This window comes from Leclercia sp. UBA2479, assembly GCF_002341985.1.
Classification (GTDB): domain Bacteria; phylum Pseudomonadota; class Gammaproteobacteria; order Enterobacterales; family Enterobacteriaceae; genus Enterobacter; species Enterobacter pneumoniae.
On record NZ_DDPB01000004.1, the window covers coordinates 309,689 to 331,405 of the forward strand.

The 21,717-nt window shown below is 52.6% G+C and carries 19 protein-coding genes, 1 other RNA gene and 2 pseudogenes; 11 read left to right on the forward strand and 11 right to left on the reverse strand.

All coding sequences use genetic code 11. The features are described from left to right. Window positions 1-482 precede the first annotated feature (482 nt). The gene (locus tag B3B59_RS04590; RefSeq protein ID WP_286808188.1) at window positions 483-1,436 is read left to right on the forward strand and encodes a GlxA family transcriptional regulator; all 954 of its coding nucleotides are present in this window, start codon (window positions 483-485) and stop codon (window positions 1,434-1,436) included. Window positions 1,437-1,459: 23 nt separating this feature from the next. On the opposite strand, the gene B3B59_RS04595 is transcribed toward B3B59_RS04590, so the two are convergent. Both B3B59_RS04595 and yddG read right to left on the reverse strand, forming a co-directional pair. Beyond that, a complete protein-coding gene (locus B3B59_RS04595; RefSeq protein ID WP_286808189.1) occupies window positions 1,460-2,842 on the reverse strand; it encodes an MFS transporter in 1,383 nt (460 codons plus the stop codon). 335 nt (window positions 2,843-3,177) lie between these two features. Next, a complete protein-coding gene (gene yddG / locus B3B59_RS04600) occupies window positions 3,178-4,089 on the reverse strand; it encodes an aromatic amino acid DMT transporter YddG (RefSeq protein WP_286808191.1) in 912 nt (303 codons plus the stop codon). Between the two features lie 392 nt (window positions 4,090-4,481). Between yddG and B3B59_RS04605 the strand changes: the two genes are divergently transcribed. The 5 genes from B3B59_RS04605 to B3B59_RS04625 all read left to right on the forward strand — a co-directional run bounded on the left by B3B59_RS04605 (window position 4,482) and on the right by B3B59_RS04625 (window position 9,686). Next, complete coding sequence (locus B3B59_RS04605) at window positions 4,482-5,384, forward strand: dihydrodipicolinate synthase family protein (protein ID WP_286808193.1); 903 nt, start codon at window positions 4,482-4,484, stop codon at window positions 5,382-5,384. A 9-nt stretch (window positions 5,385-5,393) separates the two neighbouring features. Continuing rightward, entirely contained in the window at window positions 5,394-6,896 is a 1,503-nt protein-coding gene (locus B3B59_RS04610) for an aldehyde dehydrogenase (RefSeq protein WP_286808195.1), read from the forward strand. 71 nt (window positions 6,897-6,967) lie between these two features. Further along, window positions 6,968-7,273 (forward strand): hypothetical protein, encoded by a 306-nt coding sequence (locus B3B59_RS04615; RefSeq protein ID WP_286808197.1) that lies wholly within the window; start codon window positions 6,968-6,970, stop codon window positions 7,271-7,273. A gap of 122 nt (window positions 7,274-7,395) precedes the next feature. Continuing rightward, the gene (locus tag B3B59_RS04620) at window positions 7,396-8,094 is read left to right on the forward strand and encodes a GntR family transcriptional regulator (RefSeq protein ID WP_046886082.1); all 699 of its coding nucleotides are present in this window, start codon (window positions 7,396-7,398) and stop codon (window positions 8,092-8,094) included. Window positions 8,095-8,366: 272 nt separating this feature from the next. Beyond that, window positions 8,367-9,686, forward strand: coding sequence for an NAD(P)/FAD-dependent oxidoreductase (locus B3B59_RS04625; protein ID WP_286808200.1), 1,320 nt, complete (start codon window positions 8,367-8,369; stop codon window positions 9,684-9,686). A gap of 84 nt (window positions 9,687-9,770) precedes the next feature. Here the strand turns inward: B3B59_RS04625 and B3B59_RS04630 are convergent, their stop codons facing one another. After that, on the reverse strand, window positions 9,771-10,043 hold the full coding sequence (locus tag B3B59_RS04630; protein WP_286808228.1) for a hypothetical protein: 273 nt from the start codon (window positions 10,041-10,043) through the stop codon (window positions 9,771-9,773). On the opposite strand from B3B59_RS04630, the pseudogene B3B59_RS04635 reads away from it, so the two are divergent. Next, a pseudogene (locus B3B59_RS04635) lies at window positions 10,032-10,388 on the forward strand (phage polarity suppression protein); the annotation flags it as partial. The gene B3B59_RS04630 and the pseudogene B3B59_RS04635 sit on opposite strands and share 12 nt — an antisense overlap. Before the next feature lie 516 nt (window positions 10,389-10,904). Further along, window positions 10,905-12,314: a hypothetical protein gene (locus B3B59_RS04640; protein WP_286808202.1), complete on the forward strand. Its 1,410-nt coding sequence runs from the start codon at window positions 10,905-10,907 to the stop codon at window positions 12,312-12,314. A 36-nt stretch (window positions 12,315-12,350) separates the two neighbouring features. Here the strand turns inward: B3B59_RS04640 and B3B59_RS04645 are convergent. From B3B59_RS04645 to smpB, 3 genes and pseudogenes are all read right to left on the reverse strand, one after another. Beyond that, a pseudogene (locus B3B59_RS04645) lies at window positions 12,351-13,547 on the reverse strand (integrase domain-containing protein). Window positions 13,548-13,731: 184 nt separating this feature from the next. Beyond that, window positions 13,732-14,094: a transfer-messenger RNA gene (gene ssrA / locus B3B59_RS04650) on the reverse strand. Between the two features lie 89 nt (window positions 14,095-14,183). After that, window positions 14,184-14,666, reverse strand: a complete 483-nt coding sequence (smpB, locus tag B3B59_RS04655; RefSeq protein ID WP_040074375.1) for an SsrA-binding protein SmpB — start codon at window positions 14,664-14,666, stop codon at window positions 14,184-14,186. Window positions 14,667-14,821: 155 nt separating this feature from the next. Between smpB and B3B59_RS04660 the strand changes: the two genes are divergently transcribed. Together B3B59_RS04660 and B3B59_RS04665 are read left to right on the forward strand one after the other, a co-directional pair. Next, window positions 14,822-15,259, forward strand: coding sequence for a type II toxin-antitoxin system RatA family toxin (locus B3B59_RS04660; RefSeq protein WP_040074376.1), 438 nt, complete (start codon window positions 14,822-14,824; stop codon window positions 15,257-15,259). Then, a complete protein-coding gene (locus tag B3B59_RS04665) occupies window positions 15,249-15,536 on the forward strand; it encodes an RnfH family protein (protein ID WP_046886248.1) in 288 nt (95 codons plus the stop codon). The genes B3B59_RS04660 and B3B59_RS04665 overlap by 11 nt, the downstream gene beginning before the upstream one ends. A gap of 59 nt (window positions 15,537-15,595) precedes the next feature. On the opposite strand, the gene bamE is transcribed toward B3B59_RS04665, so the two are convergent. The 3 genes from bamE to nadK all read right to left on the reverse strand — a co-directional run bounded on the left by bamE (window position 15,596) and on the right by nadK (window position 18,714). Further along, entirely contained in the window at window positions 15,596-15,937 is a 342-nt protein-coding gene (gene bamE / locus B3B59_RS04670; RefSeq protein ID WP_040074379.1) for an outer membrane protein assembly factor BamE, read from the reverse strand. 151 nt (window positions 15,938-16,088) lie between these two features. Then, a complete protein-coding gene (recN, locus tag B3B59_RS04675; RefSeq protein ID WP_286808203.1) occupies window positions 16,089-17,750 on the reverse strand; it encodes a DNA repair protein RecN in 1,662 nt (553 codons plus the stop codon). Between the two features lie 85 nt (window positions 17,751-17,835). Continuing rightward, a complete protein-coding gene (gene nadK, locus B3B59_RS04680; protein WP_040078426.1) occupies window positions 17,836-18,714 on the reverse strand; it encodes an NAD(+) kinase in 879 nt (292 codons plus the stop codon). Between the two features lie 121 nt (window positions 18,715-18,835). Between nadK and grpE the strand changes: the two genes are divergently transcribed. Continuing rightward, window positions 18,836-19,429, forward strand: a complete 594-nt coding sequence (gene grpE, locus B3B59_RS04685; protein ID WP_040074383.1) for a nucleotide exchange factor GrpE — start codon at window positions 18,836-18,838, stop codon at window positions 19,427-19,429. A 48-nt stretch (window positions 19,430-19,477) separates the two neighbouring features. On the opposite strand, the gene B3B59_RS04690 is transcribed toward grpE, so the two are convergent. Both B3B59_RS04690 and B3B59_RS04695 read right to left on the reverse strand, forming a co-directional pair. Beyond that, the gene (locus B3B59_RS04690; RefSeq protein WP_207293863.1) at window positions 19,478-20,767 is read right to left on the reverse strand and encodes an HlyC/CorC family transporter; all 1,290 of its coding nucleotides are present in this window, start codon (window positions 20,765-20,767) and stop codon (window positions 19,478-19,480) included. Between the two features lie 17 nt (window positions 20,768-20,784). Next, complete coding sequence (locus B3B59_RS04695; protein ID WP_046886254.1) at window positions 20,785-21,576, reverse strand: cytochrome C assembly family protein; 792 nt, start codon at window positions 21,574-21,576, stop codon at window positions 20,785-20,787. Between the last annotated feature and the right edge of the window lie 141 nt (window positions 21,577-21,717).

Sequence of the window (21,717 nt, forward strand, 5' to 3'; positions counted from 1 at the left end):
TCGATCGTAATCACAAAATTTCATTTAAGTAATTGTGGGTTACTATTTTAGTATTAGTTAAGTTAAGAGTGAATATATTATATTTAAGGGCGATTATTTTTATATATAAGTTTATTTGCCTGTATTACCAAAGACTGCTACAGACGCGGTGGTAAATAAAGTAAAGGATTTTGGCTTAATTTTCGCTGTTAATTAATGGCTGGCCAGAGATATAGTTCCCAATACGTTGATATTTATCCGAAGTGCAGGGCACTTTTACGAAGACATAGCGCACCGGCAAAAGTCATGTAGCGTAAAAAGTATTGTTAAGCTTTTTGCTAAGCGGGCTCGCACAAAGCAACAAAAACGCAGGGCGTAACAAGATGAAAAGGGTATAGTTTATGGGTGCACACGTTTTTGATGAGCCGGAAATTATGTCACCTTCAACACCTCCCATAAGCCAGACTGAGCCAAAACCTGACCTCACCATTGGTTTTTTGCTGATGAAGCAATTTACTCTGGCCTCCGTGGCCGGGTTGGTTGAATCTCTGCGTTTTGCCGCTGATGAATCCTTTTCCAGTCGGCAAATCTTTTGCCGCTGGGAGTGGATGACCTGCGATGATAAGCCCGTTACCGCCAGCTGCGGGTTGCCGGTCTCACCGACCGCCGCGTTAGATTTCAGCAAACCCTGGGATTACTTCGTGGTGGCGGGCGGTCTGCTGGAGGAGACGCGCCAGCCGCCCGGCTGGTTGTTAACGGCTCTGCGGGATCTGCATGCGCGCAACATCCCTATTATCACGCTCTGTAGCGGCGCGTTTGTGGCGGGTAACGCCGGGCTGCTCGACGGGCGTCACTGCGCCATCCACTTCACCACCCGGGATGAGTTCCGCCTGCGTTTTCCGAAAGCCATCCCGGTTATTGATAAAACCTACATCAAAGATGGTGGGATCATTACGTGTCCGGGCGGTACGGCCATCGACCTGGCGGCAGATCTGATTCGTCAGCATTGCGGACTGGTACGTTCGCAAAAGGTCCTGAAATATTTGCTGGTGGAAGAGGCTCCGACACGCCAGGCGAAACGCAAAGCCCCGCTCAGCGAACCGGATGGTTACGATAACGAGCTGGTCAATAAAGTCATTGAGTTTATGCAGCATCATCTGGACTCACCGGTGCCGCTGGCAGAGGTGGCAGACTTTGCTGGTGTCACATTCCGCCAGCTTAATCTTATCTTTACGAAGTGTACCGGCCACTCGGCGGCGGTGTACTGGCGACGCATGCGTCTGGAGCGGGCGCGTAAACTGATGGCCGACTCCAGCAACAGCATCGGCGCTATTGCTATAGCGACCGGTTTTGCCGATGCGACCCATCTCATCTCGTGGTTTCGTAAGCAGTATGGCGAAACGCCGGGCTCGTTCAGAAAACGGCGGCGGGAAGTGGAAAAGCTGGTAAAAGAGTAAGGGCTGCGATGCAGCCCTTTTTATTAGAGTGTGTTACGTCGGATGAGCGGCGCGTTGAGGGTCACCTTTTGCCGGGGGGCATCATCCAGCGACGCGGCATCCTCCAGGCTCCGGGCGTTGGTCTCTGGTGCCAGGAACCAGGAGACAATCAGCCCGAAGAAGGTGATGGCCGCCGCAATGTACATGGTGTTGCCAATCCCCAGGGTTTGCAGGGAAACCGGCACCAGCCAGGTGCCCACCGCCGCGCCAACGCGTGACAGCGAGGTTCCCACCCCAACCGCACCTGCACGAATTTCAGTCGGGAAAATCTCGTTTGGATAGACCAGCTGCAGTACCTGCGCACCCCCGATAAAGAGCGCGTACAGGCCAAACATCAGCAGAATGACAGGCGAGGGGCCATCACGCAGCAGGCCTAACAGCAGAAGCGCCAGGCCGGACCAGAGGAAGCTTTGCAGCAGCAATTTACGGCGGCCCAGAATATTCACCAGGCGGGTGGCAACGATACAGCCCACCACGAACAGCAAGGTAATGGCTACCGATCCCCAGGAGGCCCAGGCGCCGCTCAGGTGCAGGGCATCCAGTACTTTTGGCGCAAAGGCGTAGACGGCAAATACCGGGATCACCGAGCAGGTCCAGAAGATGGTCACAAACGCCATGCGTTTGCCGTAACCCGAGTGCAGCAGGCTGGCGAACGACAGGTTTTTGCTTTCGGCCTGCACTGGCAAGTTATCGAGGCTAAAGTCCGGCCCGTAAACCTGACGAATGATCGCTTCGGCTTCCGCGTGGCGTCCTTTACTCATCAGCCAGCGTGGTGATTCCGGCGTACCCAGACGCACAATGAACAGCAGGGCACCAATCACTGCGGTGCTGGCCAGCGCCAGACGCCAGGCCTCCGGGCCGCCCAGGTGCAGGATCGCTTCCCCGGCCAGGTAGGCGGTCGCCGCACCGGCAAACCAGAGAATAGTGAGGGTGGCGAGGCAGGGACCACGGTTTTTCTTCGGCAGAAACTCGACCAGGAAAGCGGTGGCAACCGGATACTCAATGCCGACCGCCACGCCGTTCAGAAAGCGCAGGGCGAAGAGCATCTCGCCGCTCTGCACCCAATACTGTGCCAGCGAGCAGACCACAAACAGGGTCGGCCCCACAAAATAGAGCACGCGTCTGCCCAGACGGTCGGTCAGGGCGCCGCCAATAAAGCCGCCAAAAAAGATGCCTATCAGCGCCGAAGCGGCAATAAGCCCTTCCCAGAAGGCGCTCAGGCCGAGAGCAGGGGAGACCTTCATCATGGCGATGCCGATAATACTCAGCACATAGCCATCGACAAAGGAGCCGCCGCCGGAACGAACGGTCAGTAACCGATGAAAACGATTAAGCGGTACGTCTTCAACTGAAAGGATATTTGACATGATAACTCCTGTCTTTTCCCGACGTCGTTGAATAATCAGTAATAAGAGGACGAAATAAATAGCAGAGGCGATGACTATTTATTTAGACCGAGCGAAGCTCATACCGTTAATCAAACGAATACGGAATAAATGTAGGTCAGGTAAGATCGATAAAGTGTTATCCAGAGCAGATATAGCGATCTTAATAAAACAATGAATGAATTTATCGGTTATTGAGGCTGATTCATGACAGGTACTCCTCCGGTGCAGGATGGTCGGATAAGATGTTATTTATATCTATTATGGTCTTACTTCACTTTACGTCTTGCGGGAGGTGTACCCCCCGCAGACGGATATCAAGAACGTTCGTCAGACAACTTTGCCACCGGGACGGTGCGCGTCGACCACCAGCAGATAAGCGAGCCGAGACTTACCATGGCGGTACCCTGCCAGAAGGCCATCGTCAGCTGTGAACTGAGGATAAACGCGGCCAGCACGGCAGAGATGATCGGAATAAAATAGGAGGCGGCGGCCAGTATCGTCACGTTGCCATGCAGGATGCCGACGTTCCAGGCGGCATAACCGAAGCCCATAGCGATGGCCGCGAGCAATAAACTTATCCACGCTTTCCACGATAAAATAAAGTCTGGCTGAGGCGAGGTGAGATATTTCACCCACAACGTCAGGGCCGTCAAAATAAAGAACAGGGTAATACCATTATTTCCTTTGGCGATTAATTTTGTGACCACGCAATATATTGCCCAAATCACCGCGCCGCTAAATGCCAGGCCATAACTTAAAGGATTGTCCATTACGTTGCGGGTCATTTCGTTTACGGAGAATCCCTCGTCCCCGCCCAGCACCCGGCCAATGCCAATAATGGCGATGATCACCCCGGGTATAATTAACGGGCTGGTTTTCTGGCGGGTAACGATCACCGTTAACAGAATGGTCAGACTCGGCCAGAGGTAATTGACCATACCCACTTCGATGGCCTGCCGTCCGTTATGGGTAAAGCCCAGCGATAACGACAGGCACAGCTCGTAGCAGACAAACAGAATGCTGCCGAGGATCAGATAGCTCGGTGGGAACTGACGAATTTTCGGCAACCCAACGGTAAAGATCAGCAGTATCGCGCTGCAGGTGTAGATCAGCGCCGCGCCTCCTACCGGGCCAAACCCCTCGCTCACGCTTTTAATCAAACCCACAATCGCACTCCACAACAGGATCGCTATCAACCCGATGAGTGTCGCTTTCTTCTGGGGCATACCCTACCTCTGTTTACAATTTGGTCACAACCAGGCGCTGTGCAGTCGCTTTCTGTTAAATCCTGGTTAAATTCAGTCTTAAAATTATGCCTCTCAACTCTCTCTGTAAATACGCCTTCATCCGCAATAATCCCGGAATGTGATCGTTATCGGAAATCATATAGAAAATTACTACGCTTGATATCACAATTTAAGTTGCTGTAATTAAAAGAGAATTATTTTTGCTCATGTAAAAATATACGGTAATTTCGTATTTATATTGTATTTTCTGTGTATACGAAAAATATTCATCCATTGACCTTTTTTACCCTCTTGTGCAAATTTTTAACAAACGCACGCCATCACGGTTGCGTAGCTGACTGTTACGGTCATGAATTTCCCTGGAGGTTATCGTGTTTACATTTGAAGGTATCTACACCCCGGCCATTACTCCTTACGCAGCCGATGGCAGCATTGATTTCGCGCGCTTTGCCGAGGTGCTGGAGTCACTGATCGAGGCGCGCGTCCACGGCATTATCATTGGCGGATCTACCGGCGAGTATTACGCCCAGAGTCCGGAGGAGCGTAAAGCGCTGGTGGAGCACGCGCGCAGCGTGATAGGTACCCGTCTGCCGCTGGTCGTGGGCACCGGCGCCATCCGCACTGAAGATGCGGTGGACTACGCAAAACATGCCCGCGAAGCGAAAGCCGATGCCATCCTTGTGACCTCTCCGCCCTATGCCCTGCCGACCGAGCGGGAAAATGCCCATCATGCGCTGACGGTCGACAAAGCCGCACAGCTGCCCATCATGCTCTATAACTATCCGGGCCGCATGGGTATCACCATGGGCGAGACCTATTTCACCGAAGTGAGCCGCTCGGCGAACGTGGTGGCGATTAAAGAGAGCTCAGGCGATTTCAATAACCTACATTTACTGGCCTGCAAATTCCCGAACATTGCGATCTCCTGCGGCTGGGACGATCAGGCGCTGGAATTTTTCGCCTGGGGCGCGCGCAGCTGGGTCTGTGCAGGTTCCAACTTTATCCCCCGCGAACACGTGGCGCTGTATGAAGCCTGCGTGGTGGAAAAAGATTTCGACAAGGGGCGCAAGATCATGGCTGCCATGATGCCGCTGATGAACTTCCTCGACGGCGGAAAGTTTGTGCAATCGATCCGCTACGGTTGCGAACTGAACGGCCTGACCTCGGGTACGGTACGTGCGCCACTGCAGGGGCTGGACGAAGAAGAGAAAGCCCAGTTGAAAGCCGTCATTGCCGATGTGAAACGCAACGTGGCTGCGGCGACAGCGGCATAAGGGGGCAGAATGAGTCAGTTGCAAACAGTGGACGACGTTACTGCCATCGCCCGGGCGTTGCCCCTGGCCAATAACGCCTTTATAAACGGCCGCTTCGTGGCGGCCAGCGCCGGGAAGAGACTGCCCACCCACAACCCGGCGACCGGCGAGCACATTACTGATATTGCCGCCTGCGACGTTGACGATGTCAACGCGGCGGTGAGCGCCGCGCGCGCTGCCTTCGAGGCCGGAAGCTGGAGCAAGCGGGCTCCGGGGGAGCGCAAAGCAGTGCTGCTGAAGCTGGCAGAGCTGATGGAGCAGGAGGTTACGCAGCTGGCGGTGCTGGAGAGCCTCGACAGCGGCAAGCCCGTGAGTGAATGCCTGACGGTGGACGTGCCGGAAACCATTCATGTCATCCGATGGCACGCCGAAGCCATCGATAAGCTATACGACCACACCGCCCCGGTGGGCGAAGGGGCGATGGCGTTGGTGGTGCGTGAAGCCATTGGCGTGGTGGGCTGCGTTCTGCCGTGGAACTTTCCGCTGCTGATGCTGGCCTGGAAGCTTGGCCCGGCGCTGGCGGCGGGCTGCTCAGTGATCGTCAAACCGGCGGAACAGACCTCTTTAACCGCGCTGCGGATTGCCGAACTGGCACATCAGGCGGGCGTTCCGGCGGGGGTACTGAATATCGTGACCGGTACCGGGAAAGCAGTGGGCGAGCCGATTGGCCTGCATCCGGATATCGATATGGTGAGCTTTACCGGCTCTACCGCCACCGGACGGCGTTTCCTGCACTACGCCGCAGAGTCAAATCTGAAGAAAGTGGTGCTGGAGTGTGGTGGCAAAAATCCAGCGCTGGTGTTTGCCGATGCCGAAGATCTGGCGAGCGTGGCCGGGCACGTGCTCAACGGTGCTTTCTGGAACATGGGCGAGAACTGCTCTGCCACCTCGCGCCTGCTGGTTCAGGACGAGATAAAGGAAGCGCTGCTGGCAGAGATGGCAAAACAGATGAGCGACTGGCCGATGGGCAATCCGCTCGATCCGCAGAACCGCCTCGGCAGCCTGGTTTCAGAGGAGCATTTCAGTAAGGTCAGCGGCTATCTGGAGACGGCGCGCCAGGAGGGGCTGCGCATTATTCACGGCGGGGACACGGAGCAGGGGGTTTATGTGCAGCCCACGGTTATCGACGGCGTAACGCCGGCGAGTGCGCTGTTCCGCGAGGAGATTTTCGGCCCGGTGCTCTGCGTGACCTCCTTTAAAACCGAAGCTGAAGCCGTCGCCCTGGCAAATGACACCCCCTATGGACTGGCCGCATCGGTCTATACCGGCAAGCTCAACCGGGCGATCCGCGTTTCGCGTGCCATCCGCGCAGGCACGGTCACCGTCAACTGCTTCGGTGAAGGGGATGCCACCACCCCGTTTGGCGGCTATAAACAGTCGGGCTTTGGCGGACGTGATAAGTCGGTCTTTGCGCTCGACCAGTACACTGAACTGAAGACCATCTGGATTGATGTTCCCACAGACGATGCCTGACACGCACAGGAGAGGGCTGCCCGCCGCCGTTATCGGCAGGCAGCCTGCGCGTTCAGCCTGAGCTGACGGAGATGAAAAACCATCTGTTTGCCGCCATGCCTGACGGCCTGGAAAAGCGAGTCCACTTCTACTTCTGTATTCTGGTCGCGATGGGTCTTTCCAGACGGCATGGGCGAATTCGGACGAACCGGCAGAAGAATGCCTTTCTGATGAAATGGTTAAAAAATGCGAGCGAGGGGATGAGCTTTCGCCAGTTCGCCACCAGCGAAATTGCCTGGCTGCGTAGTGAGATCTTGCGCCATCCCCCGGATCGGGATCCTGAACCGATGTTGCAGTTGATCTGGCAAACCGCTAATGAGCTGAAAAATCATCGTTAATCGTTGAAAAACTGGGGCTATTCGCGGAATGAGAAGAGGTGATTTATTTTTGCTGTATACCGCCTTTTTCTGTAGGTTAACCGCAGACACTGGCCACTCACCCGGTTTTTCAGGAGGCGACAATGAGGACGGGAAAAGCAGCGCTATATGAGGATCTGAAGCGTCTTATTTTAACCATGGAGCTGGATCCGGATGAACTGCTGGATGAAGCCAGCCTGACGGCGCAATACGGCTTGTCCCGCACGCCGGTCCGCGAAGTGTTTCAGCGCCTGGCGGGTGAAGGCTATCTCGAAATTGTTGAAAAACGGGGCGTACGCGTCATCCCCATGAGCCACTCGACGCTGCGTAACTTTTTCCTTGTCGCACCGATGATCTATGCAGCGACCGGGCGACTGGCGGTGCAACACTTTAAACCGGCGCAGCTTAAAGCGCTGAAAGAGACGCAAAAGCGGTTTCGCAAGGCAGCACAAACCCATGACGCTCAGGCGCTGGCGCTGGAGAACAATCGTTTTCATGAAATTATGGGCGAGATGGCGGCTAACCCCTATCTGCAGCCGAGCCTCGGAAGGCTGCTGATTGACCACTGTCGTATCGGACATACCTTTTTCCGCCCGCAAAACGACGATATGGCGCGGCGGTTGCAGCTGGCGGCAGACCATCATGACGCCTTTATTGCCGCCATCGAGGCGCGCGATGAGCAGGCGGTGGTTGACCTGGTGTTCGAGCACTGGGAGCTGTCGCGGGAGAACATGGAGATCTTTATCGCCCCCCAGGGGCTGAAGGCCGATCTAGTTTCGCCACCTGAAGGCGATAAGCGCTAACCCCACGCGTTGCGCCTGCCGGCCTCCGCTGGCAGGCCTGTCTCTCCGCATCCTCTCTATTTCACGGCTTTATTGCTGCGGCTTTCCCCTGGGCGTTGCACAACATTTTTTTAACTTGGTTACTATTTTTATACTTTATGTATACATGAGATATACATCACGTATTCATTTTAGCAACATGGCTAACATTATTTCAGCATCACCTGACCTGTGCGCCCCGCAGCGTGCGGCAGGTGAATTTGAAAAGAACCCAGCGTACCGGAGTAATAAACGTGCAAAAGATCACCTCGCTGCCGGCGGATGACGCCCTGCCGGGCTGGTATCACACCAGCCAGGCGCGTACCCCTCGTCCTGCCCATGTCGGACAAAAACATGCCCGCTGGGCGATTGTCGGCGCAGGCCTTACTGGCCTGGCCGCTGCCCGACAGCTGGCGCTCAACTTTCCTGACGATGAAGTGGTGCTGATTGAGGCCCAGGAGGTGGGCTATGGTCCGGCCGGGCGCAACGCCGGATTTGCCATCGACGTGCCGCACGATATCGGGGCGAAGGATTACATTGGTGATGTGAAAACCGCTAAGCTGATCCTGAAACTTAACACCCTGGGGCAGAACATCCTGCGCACGATCGTGAAAGAGCAGGGCATTGACTGCCAGATGTCCGATTCGGGTAAGTATCAGGCTGCGGTGGGGGAGCAGGGCGTTGCCATTCTGGAGGCGTATCGCCGTGGTCTGGAGAAGATTGGCCGTGACACCGAGATGATCGCCGGCAAGGATCTGCCGGACCACATTGGTACCTCCTATTATAAGCAGGCGCTGTTTATTCCTGGCACCATGCTGCTGCAGCCATCAGCGCTGGTGAAGGGGCTGGCAGATAGCCTGCCCGCGAACGTAACGCTGTATGAATACACCCCGATTACCGCCATCAACTATGGCGATAAGGTGACTCTGATACATGATAAGGGCTGCATCACTGCCGATAAGCTGATTCTGGCCAATAACGCTTTTGCCTCACACTTTGGCTTCCTGCGTGGCCGCCTGCTGCCTACGTTTCTCTATGGCAGCCTGACCCGTCCGCTGACGCCAGAGGAGCAGGCCGGGCTGGGCGGCAAACCGGTATGGGGCGTGATCCCGGCGCATCCGTTTGGCAGTACCGTGCGCCGGACAGTAGATAACCGCATCCTGGTGCGGAACAGTTTTAGCTTCCACCCGGATGGCCGTCCGCGTGAACAACATCTGAATAACTTTATCACCAATCACCGTAAGTCGTTCGAGCGCCGGTTCCCGACCCTTGATAAGGTGGATTTTGAGTATTCCTGGAGCGGGGCGATCTGCCTGTCGGAAAACCATGAAGGGTTCTTCGGCCAGCTGGCGCCGAATGTCTATGGCGCGCTGTGTTGCAACGGACTGGGGATTACGCGCGGCACCGCCACCGGCACGCTGCTGGCCGATATGATTGCCGGCGAGCGTAATGAGCTGATTGACTTCCTGGCGGCTTCGCCGGGGCCGAATAAAACCCCGCCGGAGCCTTTCCTGTCGATTGGGGTGAACTCGGTGCTGAAGTGGGGGCAGTTCAGAGCGGGGCTTGAGGTGTAGGGTAAGCGGCCGGTGCCTAAGCCCCGGCCTTTCTTATTTATGCTTGCGGCAAACTCTCGATGCGGGCGCCTGCCCGACGGGCGGTTACCGGCATAATATCCACCTTGCTGACGTAGCCGTCAGGATCAAGACTGCGGTTGTGCGTTTTGCCCAGTAGACGCGCTTGCGTTGGTCACCCTCAGCGGTCAGGATAAATTCGACATCATCCCCCACGGCACGATAGCGCCGCCAACTATTGGCTGGCACAGAAACCACGGAGCGCTCTGGCGCGATGATGATGACCTCTTCGCCCAGCAGGTTCCAGGTGATCTCGAGCGTGCCTTTGAACACCATGATGACCTGGATATCCGGGCACATGAGGATATGCAGCGCATCAGCATCCGTAACCGGCTGGATGATTTTATGATGTCGCACGGTGCTGAGCTGACCGCCGCGCTGGCACCTGAACTCATGGGTTATCACGTGCAGCACAGCACCGTAAAACAATGCGTCATGCAACATTCAACGCAGTATCTGCGTGAAACTCTCGTGGTCTGGCTGGCCAGAGGCGAAAAAATTAATTATTCTGCACAGAACAATGAATTATTAACGGCTATCGGATTCAGGCCTGACGCGGCTTCGCGGGCTGATAATCGTGAAAAATACACTCCTGCACAGAATCAGAATTACGTGAATAAACGCGCTGAACTCGCTGTCCGGTAGTTCACGAAAAAAAACCAAAATCCCGCCATTTTTCCAAAAATAGCCATGCACGCATCAGGTGCATGGTTTTGCATGCGTTTTTTATCTCTCAAAACGCTCTCTCACGCCAGCCGTACTGCGGCCTGAGCCCACTAATGCGCCTGCATTAAAAGCGCCCCGTTAAGCGGGCAGGCGTGGCGGGGAGAGCATTGCGCGCTGCATTTAAATTCGCTGACTTAGTGCATCCCCCAATGGTCTCGATTGAGTGCGATATTGGTTTGGAGGGATAAGTACAATGTAGTGCGTATCTGAAGAGCTCAGGAACAGTGAGTAGTGAACGTATTATTGATTATGAAAATAGTCGTTACAGTGTTCAAAAACCCTTTGTTTCAATATATGTAATTGAAATTAAAGAGTAACTTATTCTTTTTTTTGATTTTTAAAACAAGTTTAATCTGTCTAACTTGTGATCTTTTTCCTGATGTAATACAAATGAGAGTGTTCCCATTGTCATGTGCTTAAAGTAAGGAGTGCTGTATGAAGTTTTCTGAAGCTTTTAATATGGAATTTCAGCAATCAAATTTAGATTTTATTGATATCCCTTTGGATACTGATTTACAATTTTTTATAGATCCCACCTCTATTCGAGCATTAAAAACAAATTGGGGAGGTGGCCTTGAGAAATTAATTCAGGATTATTTCGCAGATGTTATGGCTAGTATAAAAAACGGAGACCTTAAAAGAGCTGGAGTATTATTATCTTCATTGAAGGAATCCAATTCATTTCATCTTGGGTATTCTTCTAAAAAATCCTCTGGCAAAGCCTTAGGAGTTAAAACGGCAGAGCTAATTTTAGAGTCATTGAAAAATAGCAAAGCAGCTCAAACAGGATTACTGCATGATCTTGAGGATACAGCATTAACTATTGACGGGATTGCTTCTGACAGGATTTCTGATTCTGTATGTAATATACTTAAGCTTCCGTTTATAGAATATACACAAAAGATTTGTGAATTTTATAATGTGGATATGTCAGATGTTTCTGGTATTCGTTTGTGGGATCCGAGTAGTGGGCGATGGGGAAAAAGAACATTTAAGCTCCCTATTTACAATGGTGAAGAAATTATACTTATTCCAAAGGTAATGGCTAGAGAAAAGATAGCTTATTCACATTCCAAATTTTATCGGAAATATATAATTCCAGAGATTAGAGCAGAACATCTTAAAGCAGGATCTGCGCTTGTAACTCTTTTAAGAGGGAAGCAAACAGTAACAGCTACAAAGATTATCGAAGAATTTGGGCAGTCTAAGGAGTTTATTGAGGAACAGATAGTAAAATATCCTGATGCAATAAAGCAATACAAAGAAGAACTATTACTTTCATCGCCACCGCCTCTTCCCCATAAAAGCTTCGATAATTCAACAGGGGCTGTAACTGGTCCACTATCATCAGATGTTGAGAATCTCAAGCTTGCAATAAAAGAAAATAATGAGCAATTGTATATTGAAAGCCTTAAAAAAATATTTCTGACTATATTTTATCCTTCTCTTTTTTATCCGTGCTTGATAAAGGGAAATATGCTTGGTTATAGCTTTACAATGTTAAATGAATCTCGTGCGGGATTCTTTTTTGATTTTTCGATTTTTGAAATTCCGGCTGATAAAGTTTTAGTTAATATTGTGATGTCAAGCTCTCATATTAGTGAGAGTTATCTGGAAAACCTAGTTCAAGAAATGGATGTTATTAAAACATCAGTTTGTTTATTGTCCTGCTGTGAAGCAACAAACGAACTGCAAAAAGACAAGATAAAGGCGTTGGCAAAAAGCAAAGGTAAGTATATTTTTATTATAAATAGTGCGGTTATTAATGGTGTTTTAGACGAGTATTATAAAATTGGTGAGCAGCATTTCAGTATGTTGCGTGATAAATTCAAAGAATTTAATTAAGTATATGGAAGGTGGTGATTTATCACCACCTTATTTTTACTTGCATGATATTCTAATTAATTCGCCCCACCAACTCATTAATTCAATTCTTTTTTGAAGATATGTTGAACGGTTGCATGCTCGCCGAAATTCATTTTTATCAATATGTGCCAATGCGGCCTCAATGACATCTGAATTAAATCCAGCTTCATTCATAGATGTACTGGCAATGGAGCATAATCCGTGAGCTACCAACTTTCCTCCATACCCAATTCGTTTTAATGCTGCATTGGCAGTCTGGCTATTCATTGGTTGTTTCGGGTCATTTCTGCTTGGGAAAATATGCTCACGATGCGCACTAATAGGTTTCATTACCGCTAGAATGTCTAATGCCTGAGTGGATAAAGGAACAATGTGCTCTCGCTTGGCCTTCATCCGTTCGGCTGGAATTGTCCAGAGCTTGGCATCGAGATCGATCTCTGACCACCGAGCGCCGGAGGCCTCAGAGGGGCGCACAAGGGTCAGAAGTTGTCACTCAATAAGACAACGCGTCGGAACAGACAGATTAGACATAACCAAAGAACGCATCAGCTTTGGCAATTCCTCTGGCCGCAGCGTCGGCATGTTTTGTTTTTTGGGCTTTTCAAAAGCCATTCCAACACCTGAAGCTGGATTCGCATCAATCAGACCCGTGTTTACGGCATAAATCATTATCTCGTTAATGCGCTGAACCAGTCGACGTACAGTCTCAAGCGCACCACGAGCTTTGATTGGCTCAAGGGCTTCAACCAAAGTTCGGGCTTTTATTTGCTGAACGGAGATCTCACCGATGGCTGGGAATACATCTTTCTCCAGTGAACGCCAAATGTCTTTTGCGTAATCAGGGGTAACGCTTTTGCTTTTGAGCTGGAACCAGTTAGCGGCGACCGTTGAAAAAATACTGTCCAGAGCGATTTGCTGCTGTTCCTCTGCAACTTCGGCCTGAATTTGCGGGTCAATTCCGTTGGCTAACAAGGCAAGGTAATCCGCTCTTAACCCTCTGGCGTCAACAAGTGAAAGGGCGGGGAAAGCACCTAGCCCCATCATTGTCCGCTGTTTTGTCGCCGGACGTTGATAACGGAAACGCCAGAGCTTTTTCCCGCTGGTTTTCACTATCAGGAAAAGCCCATCGCCATCATGCAGCGTTAGATCCTTCTCTAACGCTTTAGCGCGCAGAACTTCGGTGTTGGTCAGGGGGCGTGTTGTCCGTGCCACTGTGGCCGCTCCTTCATGAATTGGTATACGCTTTTAGGTATACATCCTACCGTATACCTAAACGTATACCAATAATCACCGGATTCAGCCGGATGTTCTCGGACAACGACAGACACAAAAAAGCCCGCAGGGCTTGTGCTATGCGGGCTTTCTGTACTTCACCGGACGTATCCGGATCATCATTTGGTGGAGCTGGCGGGAGTTGAACCCGCGTCCGAAATTTCTACATCCTCGGTACTACATGCTTAGTTTGTCTTTACATTCGCACGCCAGCTGCGGACAGACACGCCACTAACGAACTAGCCTGATTAGTTTTAGCACTTCAACCCCAGGCAGGGCATCCGCGCGATCTCTTTTGGGTTTGACCTCTCTTGATCCCCGTCTTAAGAGCGGAAGCTAGGGAGAGAGGGCTCAGAGCAGGTTATTAAGCTGCTAAAGCGTAGTTTTCGTCGTTTGCGACTATTTTTTTGCGGCTTTTTACGAGGCAAACCGCCCCTCGGCATGCACCTTGGGTTTCGCAAATCCCGTCGAATCCAGAATCAGCCCCAATAGTGTTGAACGCAGTATACCAGATTTGTCGTCCGGGATACCAGCCCATAACCTAACTTATTGAATTGACCAATAAGTGCGCAGGATTTATCGGCCTGCGTTTTTCATGATACGTGCTTTGTCGACCTGCCACTCGCGCTCTTTCACATCAGAGCGTTTGTCGTGCTGTTTCTTACCTTTTGCCACGCCAATTTTGACTTTGCACCAGGCGTTTTTCCAGTACAGCGACAGGGCAACCACGGTATAGCCTTCGCGATTGATGCGCCCGTAAAGGGACTCCAGTTCGCGCATGTTCAGCAGCAGCTTACGGGTGCGGGTCGGGTCGCAAACGTAATGCGTCGAGGCGACCGTCAGCGGTGTAAAGTTGGCGCCGAACAGAAACGCTTCGCCGTCTTTAAGAATGACATAGCTATCGCCGATGTTAGCTTTACCGGCGCGCAACGATTTTACTTCCCAGCCCTGCAGCGCAAGGCCGGCTTCGAATTCTTCTTCAATGAAGTATTCATGGCGGGCACGCTTATTGAGCGCAATGGTTGCCGAGCCGGGTTTATGTACTTTTTTCTTCGTCATAAGTGTCGTGAAGCCATAAGTAATCTGATGTCAAAAGTCACCTCATTGCGTCCTGTGAGGCCTAACGCGCTATCTTAGCACGAGATGAGGCTTAGCGTTTTTTTAACAAGCGATAAATGTTATTATTTAGTGGTTGTGTGATCATGGAAAACGCTATGCCTCAGATTAGTCGTACTGCGCTTGTTCCGTTTAGTGCGGAACAAATGTATCAGTTAGTGAACGATGTGGATGCTTATCCAGAGTTCCTTCCGGGATGTACCGGAAGCCGGGTGTTGGAATCTGGCCCGACGCAAATGACCGCCGCGGTTGATGTCTCGAAAGCGGGCATTAGCAAGACGTTCACGACCCGTAATACGTTGACCAACAATCAGAGTATTTTGATGCAGCTGGTGGATGGCCCCTTCAAGAAGTTGATGGGCGGCTGGAAATTTACTCCGCTTAGCGCTGATGCCTGTCGTATCGAGTTTCATCTCGACTTCGAATTCACCAATAAGCTGATTGAGCTGGCGTTTGGTCGCATCTTTAAAGAGCTGGCGGCGAACATGGTGCAGGCGTTTACCTCGCGCGCAAAAGAGGTTTACAGTGCCAGCTAAAATCGCTGTGGAGGTGGCCTACGCGCTGCCGGAAAAACAGTATCTCCAGCGCGTTTCCCTGGAAGAGGGGGCGACGGTGGAAGAGGCTATCCGCTGCTCCGGTATTCTGGAACTGCGCAGCGACATCGATTTAGCGAAGAACAAAGTCGGTATCTACAGCCGTCCGGTGAAACTGGGCGATACGCTACACGATGGCGACAGGGTAGAGATTTACCGCCCGCTGATTGCCGACCCGAAAGAGCTGCGACGCCAGCGCGCTGAAAAATCTGCTAAATAAGGTCGTCATGCCATAAAAAAAGGTGCTCACTGAGCACCTTTTTTGCATTCCAGACAGCCTTACTCTTTGGTGAGTGCAGGCTTGTTATCGATATTGGTCAGCACACCGCTGCTGTTAAAGGTCAACGTCAGAGTTTGCTGGGTCACGCTCTCGTGGCCAGGCTGCTGACGGAAGACGTAGAACCAGGTCTGGGTGCCGAACGGATCGGACATCATCGGCGTACCCAGGGCATAAGCAACCTGTTGCTGCGTCATACCAACACGAATTTTAGACACATCATTGGGTGCCAGGTAGTTCCCCTGGTTGATGTCAGGGCGATAAACCACACGTTCCAGGGTGGAGCAGCCAGCGGTCAACATCAGGAGAACCGCTGCGGCAGCGGTCAGCGTTTTACAGCGCATAGTGATTTGATTCCTTTTCGGGCCCGAGCAATACGCGACGGCTCATATGTAATATGCCGATGATAATAGACCTTTCACCACTTTAAAACCTTTGGTGCCAGGTCTGGCGGCGTTTTTATTGTTCTGTATGACTCTGAGATCCCGAAAAAGTTTAGGCAGCCAGCAGTTCTTTCGCGTTCGCGAGCGTATTACGTGTTACCTCGCTACCGCCCAGAAGGCGCGCCAGCTCTTGCAGGCGGGCACGTTTGTCCAGCGGCTGCATATGCGTTTCGGTCATTTCGCCATCGGTCTCTTTACTGACGTAGAAATGGTGATGTCCGCATCCTGCTACCTGAGGCAGGTGGGTCACGCACATGACCTGGGTGGATTCACCGAGCTGGCGAAGCAGCTTGCCGACCACGGCTGCCGTCGGGCCGCTGATGCCCACATCCACTTCATCAAAGATAAGCGCCGGGGTTTCCATCTTCTGCGCGGTAATGACTTGGATTGCCAGCGCAATACGCGACAGTTCACCCCCCGAAGCCACTTTAGAGATGGCCTGAAGCGGCTGCCCCGGGTTGGTAGTCACGCGGAACTCGATGCGGTCTGCCCCCTCTGCGGTGAGATGGTTGGCTTCAAACTTCACCTCGATGGTGAAGATACCGTGCGGCATGGAGAGGGCGTGCATACTCTCGGTAATATGCTGGCTCAGCTCCTGGGCATAGCGCTGGCGAACCTCATGCAGCTGCTGCGCCGTCTCCAGCGCCTGCTGGTGATGAACGCTTACCGCCAGGGAGAGCGTCTCCTGGGAATCGGCCTGATCGTCAAGGAGCTGCTGCTCATCAAGAAGTGACTGGTGGTAAACCGGTAACTCTTCCGGCGCCACGTGATGTTTACGGGCCAGAGATATCTGGCGCGAAATACGCTGCTCAAGTTCAAACAGACGATTCGGGTCGAGATCCAGCCGATCGCAATAATGGCGCAGTTCATCCCCCGCTTCGGAGAGCTGAATGGCTGCTTCTTCCAGCATATCCAGCACGCCAGAGAGTTTGCTGTCCATTCCCGTCAGCTCGGTTACCAACTGACGTACCGTATAGAGCTGGCTTTGCAGGTTAACATCTTCGCCATCGGCGAGCAGACTCAATGCCTGCTGGCTAACCGAGAGCAGCTGTCCGCTGTTGGCCAGACGTTTGTACTCTTCGTCGATTTGCTCGAATTCGCCCGCCTGCGGGTTAAATTCATTCAGCTCTTTCAGCTGATAGGCCAGCAGTTCAGCACGGGCTGCACGCTCCTGGCTCTGTTGTTGATGGTGGGCCAGCTCGCGGCAACTATGGTGCCACTGGCGATAGTGCTCAGCCATCAGCTGAGTGAGTGCATACTCACCAGCGTAACCATCAAGCAGCGATTTTTGATGTTCAGGCTTCACAAGCTGTTGATGCGCATGCTGACCGTGGATCTGAATCAGTAGCTGACCCAGCTCGCGCAGCTGCGACAGGGGAACGGCTGTGCCGTTGATAAAACCACGGGAACGTCCGTCGCTGCTGATGACGCGGCGGAGTAAGCACTCACGGCCATCTTCGAGCTGGTTCTCTTCAAGCCAGCGCTGGGCGGCAGGGGTATCTTTGAGCGCGAAGCGAGCGCAAAGGTCGGCACGGCTCGCGCCTGCGCGCACCATGTCGCCTTCAGCACGGCCGCCCAGGCACAAGCCGAGCGCATCAATGGCAATAGATTTACCGGCACCGGTTTCACCGGTGATGGCGGTCATGCCACTGTGAAAATCGATTTCGAGTTCACGAACGATGGCGAAGTTGCTGATGGTCAGTTGTGCCAGCATAAACGTTTTCCTGTATGAAAAACCATGACTGTTTTTTCATACAGTATAAACTGGTTTTTTATACAGTAAAGTGCTGGATGCAAAATCAGAACAATTTTTTCGACCAGCCGAGCTTGGAGCTTAATGTATTGAAATAGCTGTAATCTTTAGGGTGAATCAGATTGAGGTGGTAATCGCAGCGGCGGATCAACACATCTTCGCCTTCCTGAATCGGCAGCGCGATCTGGCTGTCACAACTGATCTCCAGGTCGCTGCGGCGGTGCGAGAAGCGCAGTCGTATAGTACTGCTGCTGTTGATCACCAGCGGGCGTGCCGAGAGGGTGTGCGGGAACATGGGGACCAGCGTAATGGCGTCCAGAGAGGGGGTCAGAATCGGGCCGCCTGCAGAGAGCGAATAGGCCGTTGACCCGGTCGGGGTTGAAATAATCAGGCCGTCGGAACGCTGCGAAAAGGCGAAGGTTTCATCGATATAGACTTCGAATTCAATCATGTGGGCAACTTTACCCGGGTGCAGTACCACTTCGTTAATGGCGGTACTGATACGTTTCTGGCAATCCTGTGCGCAGACCTGCGCCTCCAGTAAAAAACGCTTTTCGCTGATGTAATGGCCTTCCAGTACATCGGCCAGTTGCTGCTGAGCATTGTCGGGATCGAGGTCTGTTAAAAAGCCCAGGTTGCCGCGGTTAATACCAATCACTTTGATGTCGTAGCGCGCCAGCGTGCGCGCCGCCCCCAGCATATTACCATCACCCCCAACCACTACCGCGAGGTCGGCCTGCTGACCAATTTCTGCCAGCGTGCCCGTTTTCACCTTGGTCAGCTGTAGCTCCTGGGCGATTTGCTGCTCTACCATCACCTCATAGCCCTTGGCGCACAGCCAGCGATACAACATTTCATGTGTCGTCAGCGCGGTGGGGTGACGTGGATGACCAACAATCCCGATACACTTGAAATGATTATTCATTTTCTGGAGGTCCTTGTGCGAATGAATGATGACAATGTGGCTTGTTCCCTTGAATCCCGGAAACTGATCCCCATAATAAGCGAAGTTAGCGAGTTGAATGCAGAAAAACGCGGAGAAATTCATGAGTAGTAAAGAACAGAAAACGCCTGAGGGGCAAGCCCCGGAAGAAATTATCATGGAACAGCACGAGGAAGTTGAGGCGGTTGAGCCGGACGCTTCTGCTGAGCAGGTGGATCCGCGCGATGAAAAAATTGCGAATCTGGAAGCTCAGTTAGCTGAAGCCCAGGGCCGTGAGCGCGACAGCGTCCTGCGCGTGAAGGCGGAGATGGACAACCTGCGTCGTCGTACCGAGCTGGACGTCGAAAAGGCGCATAAATTCGCGCTGGAGAAGTTCGTCAACGAACTGCTGCCGGTGATTGATAGCCTGGATCGCGCGCTGGAAGTGGCTGATAAAGCCAATCCGGACAACGCGGCGATGATCGAAGGTATCGAACTGACGCTGAAATCTATGCTCGATGTGGTACGTAAGTTCGGCGTGGAAGTCGTGGCCGATACCAACGTGGCGCTGGATCCGAACGTCCATCAGGCAATCGCGATGGTGGAGTCGGAAGAGGTTGCCGCAGGTAACGTGCTGGCGGTCATGCAGAAGGGTTATACCCTGAACGGCCGTACCATTCGCGCTGCGATGGTGACCGTGGCGAAAGCGAAAGCGTAATGGGTACCTGCAGGCCGGGTAGCCACTTCGCTTACCCGGCCTGTAACATCATGACTCTGCCACGCTCTCCCGCAGCGGTTTCACCGGCAACACCTTCACCTGTTTGATCATATTGTCCTGCACATCCAGGATATCAATATCGTACTGCCCGATACGCACCCGCGTACCTGCCGCCGGGATCTCTTCCAGCGCTTCCAGAATCATGCCGTTGATCGTCCGCGCTTCATCCTCTGGCAGATGCCAGTTAAAGGCTTTATTCAGCTCGCGCACGCTGGCGCTGCCGTCTATCAGCACAGAGCCATCATTCTGCGGGGTCACCTCTTCAGCAAGAGAAGGCGACATGGAGGTAGTAAAATCGCCGACGATCTCTTCAAGAATATCCTCGACCGTGACCAGCCCCTGAATATCACCGTATTCATCGACCACCAGACCGACTTTTTTCTTATTGCGCTGGAATTTGACCAACTGGGTACTAAGCGGCGTGCCTTCCGGAATGTAGTAGATCTCGTCTGCGGCGCGCAGCATGACCTCTTTGGTAAACTCATTTTTCTCGGTCATCAGGCGATACGCTTCACGCACGCGCAGCATGCTGATGGTATCGTCCAGTGAATCGCGATAGAGCACGATACGACCGTGCGGGGAGTGGGTGAGCTGGCGAACGATGGCTTTCCAGTCGTCGTTGATATCGATGCCGACGATCTCGTTACGTGGCACCATGATGTCGTCGACGCTGATTTTTTCCAGGTCCAGCACCGACAGCAGCATATCCTGATTACGGCGCGAGATTTGCGAGCGGGATTCGTTAACGATAGTGCGCAACTCATCCTTGCTCAGCGCGCTGCTGATCGTGACATCGGCTTTAATACCCACCATCCGCATTAGCAGGCGCGTCACCATATTCAGTAACCACACCAGCGGCATCATCAGAATAAGCAGCGGCGCCAGCAGGAAGCTGCTGGGGTAGGCGACCTTCTCTGGATAGAGTGCAGCGACAGTTTTGGGCAGGACTTCGGCAAATACCAACACCACAAAGGTGAGCACCCCGGTGGCGATGGCGACGCCTGCATTACCATACAGCCGCATCCCGACAATGGTGCCAAGCGCAGAGGCAAGAATATTGACCAGGTTATTGCCGATCAGCACCAGGCTAATCAGGCGGTCAGGCTTACGCAATAGCTTTTCTACGCGGCGGGCGGCGCGGTTACCTTGTTTGGCGCGATGACGTAACCGGTAACGGTTCAGGGTCATCATGCCGGTTTCCGAGCCGGAGAAATAGGCGGAAATAACCACCATGATGATCAGCGTAACGATCAGCGCGGTGGTGGAGATGTGTTCCAGGGGGAACTCCTTGGTTGCTAACTAACAAATTGCTGTATAACGCGGCTACCGAAGTAGGCCAGCGTCAGGATGCCAGCGCCCGCTACGTTGAACCAGACCACGCGGCGGCCACGCCAGCCCTGATGATAATGGCCCCATAACAGGACAATATAGACAAACCACGCCACGATAGAGAGGACGGCTTTGTCGATATTCTCAGTGCTGAACAGATTGTTCATGTAAAACAGGCCGGTACAGAGCGTGAGTGTTAGCAGGACGACGCCAACCTGAGTGATGTGAAACATTTTACGCTCAATCACCATCAGCGGCGGCATTTCATGACTAAAGGCCAGCTTTTTGTTCTTGAGCTGATAATCGATCCATGCCAGCTGCATGGCATACAGCGCAGCAATAATCAGCGTGGCATAGGAGAAGAGCGACAGACCGATATGCACCATCATCCCGGGCGTCGTCTCCAGATGGGTGATGTATTCGTTAGGGACGAAGGTGGCAAAGGCGAGGTTGATCAGCGCAAACGCGTAAACAATAGGCAGCAACAGCCAGCCGCGGTTCTTGGAGGCGACGACAGTCATCACCGTACAGATCATCAAGCTAACCAGCGAACCGACGTTCAACACGCTCAGATTTTGCACGCTGCCGTCGCCAGGAATGATGCGCGACTCCAGCGCAAAGGCGTGACTCACCAGCGCTATCACCGCCGACAAAATAGCCATGCGCCGCCAGCCGCTGTTTTTTTGCAGCAGGCCAGGAATAATCAGCGCAAGGCTGATGGAGTAGGCAACAAGGGCGATCAGTGCGAAAACAGGCATATAGGTGTCGACAGTTGTCTTAATAAGAAAGAGAAGCAGTATAACGTTACGTGACGCCTGCTCCAACCGTTGCATAACAACAAAGCCGCCTTCATGTTATACTCCGGCAAAATTCTGTGTATGTGTCGCATGAGCGACCCA